This window comes from Pseudomonas sp. CAN1 (assembly GCF_030462585.1).
Classification (GTDB): Bacteria; Pseudomonadota; Gammaproteobacteria; order Pseudomonadales; family Pseudomonadaceae; genus Pseudomonas.
This window is the reverse complement of the sequence record NZ_JASMRU010000077.1, coordinates 1-4,588: the sequence shown is the minus strand read 5'-3', so window position 1 is coordinate 4,588 and position 4,588 is coordinate 1. Positions and strand designations below refer to the sequence as shown.

3 protein-coding genes and 1 pseudogene are annotated in these 4,588 nt (G+C 68.4%); all 4 read left to right on the top strand.

Features of this window, described 5'->3' with window-relative positions; translation table 11 throughout:
- The first annotated feature begins 660 nt into the window (after positions 1 to 660).
- Positions 661 to 1,980: an amino acid permease gene (locus QO207_RS31155; RefSeq protein WP_301536100.1), complete on the top strand. Its 1,320-nt coding sequence runs from the start codon at positions 661 to 663 to the stop codon at positions 1,978 to 1,980.
- The gene (locus QO207_RS31150; protein ID WP_301536099.1) at positions 1,973 to 3,247 is read left to right on the top strand and encodes an aspartate aminotransferase family protein; all 1,275 of its coding nucleotides are present in this window, start codon (positions 1,973 to 1,975) and stop codon (positions 3,245 to 3,247) included. The genes QO207_RS31155 and QO207_RS31150 overlap by 8 nt, the downstream gene beginning before the upstream one ends.
- A gap of 9 nt (positions 3,248 to 3,256) precedes the next feature.
- A complete protein-coding gene (locus QO207_RS31145) occupies positions 3,257 to 4,291 on the top strand; it encodes a phosphotransferase enzyme family protein (protein ID WP_301536098.1) in 1,035 nt (344 codons plus the stop codon).
- A gap of 92 nt (positions 4,292 to 4,383) precedes the next feature.
- Positions 4,384 to 4,588 (top strand): annotated as a pseudogene (locus QO207_RS31140) (hypothetical protein); the annotation flags it as partial.

The following is a 4,588-nucleotide window of genomic DNA, read 5'->3' as shown; positions in this document are numbered from 1 at the left end:
GGGTTGAGCGACATGGATGTCGCGAGAGCCGCGATGGGCCAGGGATGGCCCTTCGCGGCGTGCCCCTGAAACTTCACTTCAACGAGGGAATTTTTCGCCTAAGCGAAAAACCGGATGTCCGGGGCAAGACCTTTTGGTTCCTTTTGGGTCGTTTGCCAAAAGGGACTCGCCCGAGGGGGCGAAACACAGAGTCTGCGCGCACACCGAAGCGGCGCTGAACACCCAACCACAAGCAAGCACATCGCGGACAGAGTCCGCTCCTACGTAAACGTAAACGCCAGCGCTGGGGCGGTTCGCGAGCAAGCTCGCTCCTACGAAAAGCTGCCCGTAGGGCGCATAACCCGGAACGGGTTATCCGCCAACCCCTCGGCGGCGGATAACGCTCACGCGTTACTCGCCCTACGGCCCGACGACCCGCACAGACGTCTTTGCGCATTTCTGATATCGCCCCACCCCGCACCCTTCGTACCTTCTCCCTGCCCGCCGCACCTGACGGCGGGCGCGTGCACTCCCGCATAAAACAACAAGAAGGGCCGCCCCATGACTCCACGCACCCAACCCTCGGCACTCGCCGAACACCTCCCTTGCCCGCTGCGCCCCGGCGCTCGCGGCTGACTGCCGCTCATCCATTCGACCAACCACAGGCAAGGGACAACCACCATGCTCAAACAAGGCGTACTCCGCTGGCCCCAGATCGCCGGGCTCGGCATTTCACTGGTCATCGCCGGGCAGTTCTCCGGCTGGAACTACGGCCTGGCCAGCAGCGGCTGGGCCAACATGCTCGTCGCCACCCTGCTGATGGCCGTGCTCTGCGGCGGCCTCGCGCTCTGCGTGTGCGAACTCTCTACCGCGCGGCCCCACGCCGGGGGCGTATTCGCCTACGCGCAGCTGGCCTTCGGGCCCTTCGTCGGCTATCTGGTCGGCGCCGCCTGCGCGCTGGCGCTGACCATCGGTACCGGCGCGGCCGCGAACTTCCTCGCCGCCTACATGGAATCGGTGTTCGGCTTCGGCGGCTGGCCGGTACGCATCGGCCTGTTCGCGGTGATCATCGGCATCCACATCATCGGCGTCGGTGAAGCCCTCGGGCTGACCCTGCTGGCCGGCGCCGTGGCGGCCATCGCCCTGCTGGCCTTCGGCGGCGCCATGCTGCCCCACGTGCACTGGGAAAACCTCCTGCCCAGCGCCACCAGCGCATTGCCAGGCGTGAGCGTCGGCGGCGTGTTCGCCTGCGTGCCCTTCGCCATCTGGATGTTCATCTGCCTGGAACAGGTCGCCTCCGCCGCCGAAGAAGCCGCTGAACCGGGCCGCAGCATGCCGCGCGGAATCATCGCCGCCGTCGGCACCTTGCTGCTGACGGCCCTGACCGTGGTGATCAGCGCACCGGGTGCGGCCGGTGTGGAAGTGGTTGGCAATGCGGGCGACCCGCTGTACGCAGCCATGACCCACGGCGGGCTCTACGGCGAGCGCGACTGGCTGCCGCTGCTGGTCGGTTCGGGCGCCGTGTGCGGCCTGCTGGCGACCTTCTTCTCGGTGGTGTTCTCCGCCTCCCGCCAGCTGTTCGCCCTGGCCCGTGACGGCTTCTTCCCCGCCGCGCTGGCCCGCACCAACCGCCGTGGCGCGCCCTATGTCGCCCTGCTGGTGCTGACCGTGATCGGCCTCCCATTGACCCTGGTGCCGCCGGAAAAACTCCTGCTGTGCATCGTCCTGCTGCTGGGCAGCTGCCACCTGGTGCTGTTCGCCGCTTACCTGCGCCTGCACCGCACCCAACCGGGTCTGGTTCGCCCCTTCCGCCTGCGCGGCGGCCCGGTCGTGGCCAGCGTCGGCATGCTGCTGACGCTGGTGGTGATCGCCGCCTGCTTCCAGCTGGAAGTGGCGATGCTCAGCGCCCTGGCCCTGGTGGTCGCCGCCCTCATCCTCAACTACCTGCTGCGCGCCGCCAGCCGCGCCGGCAAGCCTCTGGAGAATGCCGAGAATGTCTGAAGCAACCCTGCTGCAACGCCGCCACCAGGTCATGGGCGACGCCTCGCCGCTGTTCTACGACGAGCCGCTGGAGCTGGTGAAAGGCGAAGGCGTCTGGCTCATCGACGCCGCCGGCAAGCGCTACCTCGACTGCTACAACAACGTGCCCTGCGTCGGCCACTGCCATCCAAAGGTGGTGGCGGCCATGGCCGAGCAGGCAGCAACGCTGAACATCCACACCCGCTACCTCAACGAGCGCGTGGTGCGCTATGCCGAGAACCTCACCGCGACCTTCGCCGAACCGCTGGACAGCCTGATGTTCACCTGCACCGGCAGCGAGGCCAATGAGCTGGCCCTGCGCATGGCGCGCTTTGCCACCGGCAACAAGGGGGTGATCGTCAGCGACTACAACTACCACGGCAACACCACCACGCTGGCGGCGGTGACCACTGCCCTGCCCAGCTCCGAGCCGTTCTCCGCCCACGCGCGTGCCGTGCCGATCCCCTGCCTCTACCATGCCGACGGCACGCCCGAGCAGGTGGCCGAGCGCTACGTGGCCAAGGTCGCGCAAGCCATCGCCGAACTGCAGGCAGCCGGTGTCGGTCTCGCGGCCATGCTGATCGACACCCTGTTCGCCAACGAAGGCATCCCGCGCCTGCCGGCCGGCTACCTGGAGCGCGTGGCGAAGCTGGTGCGTGAGGCCGGCGGCCTGCTGATCACCGACGAGGTGCAATCGGGCTTCGCCCGCACCGGCGACCACATGTGGGGCCACCAGTCGCACCCGCTGCTGCCGGACATCGTCACCCTCGGCAAACCCATGGGCAACGGCTTCCCCCTGGCGGGCGTGGTGACCAACCGCGAGCGCGTCGAGACCTTCGGTCGCAGCAACATGTACTTCAACACCTTCGGCGGCTCGCCGGTGGCGGCGGCCGTCGGCCAGGCGGTGCTCGACGTGATCGCCGAAGAGGACCTGCAAGGCAATGCCCGGCGCCAGGGCGCAAAGCTCAGCGCTGAACTGCACCGCCTCGCCGAGCGCCACTCGATCATCGGCGACGTCCGTGGCCAGGGCCTGTTCTTCGCCGTGGAGCTGGTGCGCGACCGCACCAGCCGCGAGCCGGCCGGCCTCGAAGCGCGGCGCATCGTCAACAGCATGCGCCAGCGCGGCGTGCTGATCAGCAAGATCGGTGGCGACGACAACATCCTCAAGATCCGCCCGCCACTGGTGTTCGAGGCCGAGCACGGCGAGCACTTCATCGACACCCTGGACCAGGTCCTGAGCGAACTCTGAGGAGCCACCATGAACGACATTTCCAAGGCTGGTTTCGCAGAGCTTGATCACGACCAGCAGATCGCCTGCCTGCGCGACCTGGCGCTGGACGCCCTGCGCCACTGGGACGGCGACTTCGTCGGCTTGGAGCTGCTGAAATACCGCGAGAATGCGGTGTTCTGCGCCACCCGCAGCGACGGCACGCGCAGCGCCCTGCGCGTGCACCGCGGCGGCTACCACAGCGAAGCAGCGCTGCGCTCGGAGCTGACCTGGATGGAGCAACTGGCCGCCGGCGGCATCGGCGTGCCGAGCATCATCCGCACCCGCAGCGGCGAACACCTGGCCGAGGTGCGCAGCGCCGCCCTGGAGGAATCGCGCTTCGTCGACATGCTCGGCTGGCTGTCCGGCAGCACTTTGGGCTCCGCCGAGCAGGGCCTGAGCGCCGATGGCGACATCGAGGCGCTGTTCCATCAGGCCGGCGCCGTGGCCGCGCGCATCCACCTGAACTCGGCGCAGTGGCGCCAGCCCAACGAGTTCACCCGGCATGCCTGGGACGAAGAAGGCCTGGTGGGCGCCAACCCGTTCTGGGGGCGTTTCTGGGAGCTGGACCTACTCAGCGCCGAACAGCACGAACTGCTCCAGCGGGCGCGCCAGGAAGCGCGTCTGGACCTGCGCCAGTACGGCCGCAGCCTGGGCAACTTCGGCATGATCCACGCCGACCTGGTGCCGGAGAACCTGCTGCTCGAAGGCGGCGAACTGCAACTGATCGACTTCGACGATGCCGGCTTCGGCTGGCACATGTTCGAGCTGGCCACCGCGCTGTACTTCTGCCTCGACGACCCGCGCCTGGCGCAGATCCAGGCGGCACTGCTGGCCGGCTACGACTCGGTCAAGCCGCTGTCCGCCGCCGACCGCGCCGCCCTGCCGCTGTTCCTCGCCCTGCGCGGCACTACCTACCTGGGCTGGGTGCACACCCGGCGCAACAGCGAAACCGCTCGGGAACTGGCGCCCATGCTGATCGAACGCGCCTGTACACTGGCCGCCGCCTACCTCGCCGGCCGCTGAAACTGGCAGAGCGCCGCAACACCCTGGCGCGCAGGCACAAGCCTGCGCACCAGCGCTGACCGATACTCGGCCTACAACCGAGGTGAACCGCAATGACCGGCATCGCCCGCCACCAGGCAACCGACTCCGATGAACTGGCCTGCGCCCTCGCCGGCTGGAGCCAGGACTACACCCAGCTCGGCCACGGCCGCCTGCAGGCGGAGCTGCTGCATGTGCAGCTGCCCGCCGCCGCCCCCGCCGCCCTCGGCTTCCAGCGGTTCGTCCGACGATTCCTCCAGCAGTCCTTCGGACAGCTAC

Excerpts from the sequence above, each read along its gene's own strand:
- QO207_RS31155 (WP_301536100.1), top strand. The coding sequence starts at position 661 with ATGCTCAAACAAGGCGTACTCCGCTGGCCCCAGATCGCCGGGCTCGGC.
- QO207_RS31150 (WP_301536099.1), top strand. The coding sequence starts at position 1,973 with ATGTCTGAAGCAACCCTGCTGCAACGCCGCCACCAGGTCATGGGCGAC.
- QO207_RS31145 (WP_301536098.1), top strand. The coding sequence starts at position 3,257 with ATGAACGACATTTCCAAGGCTGGTTTCGCAGAGCTTGATCACGACCAG.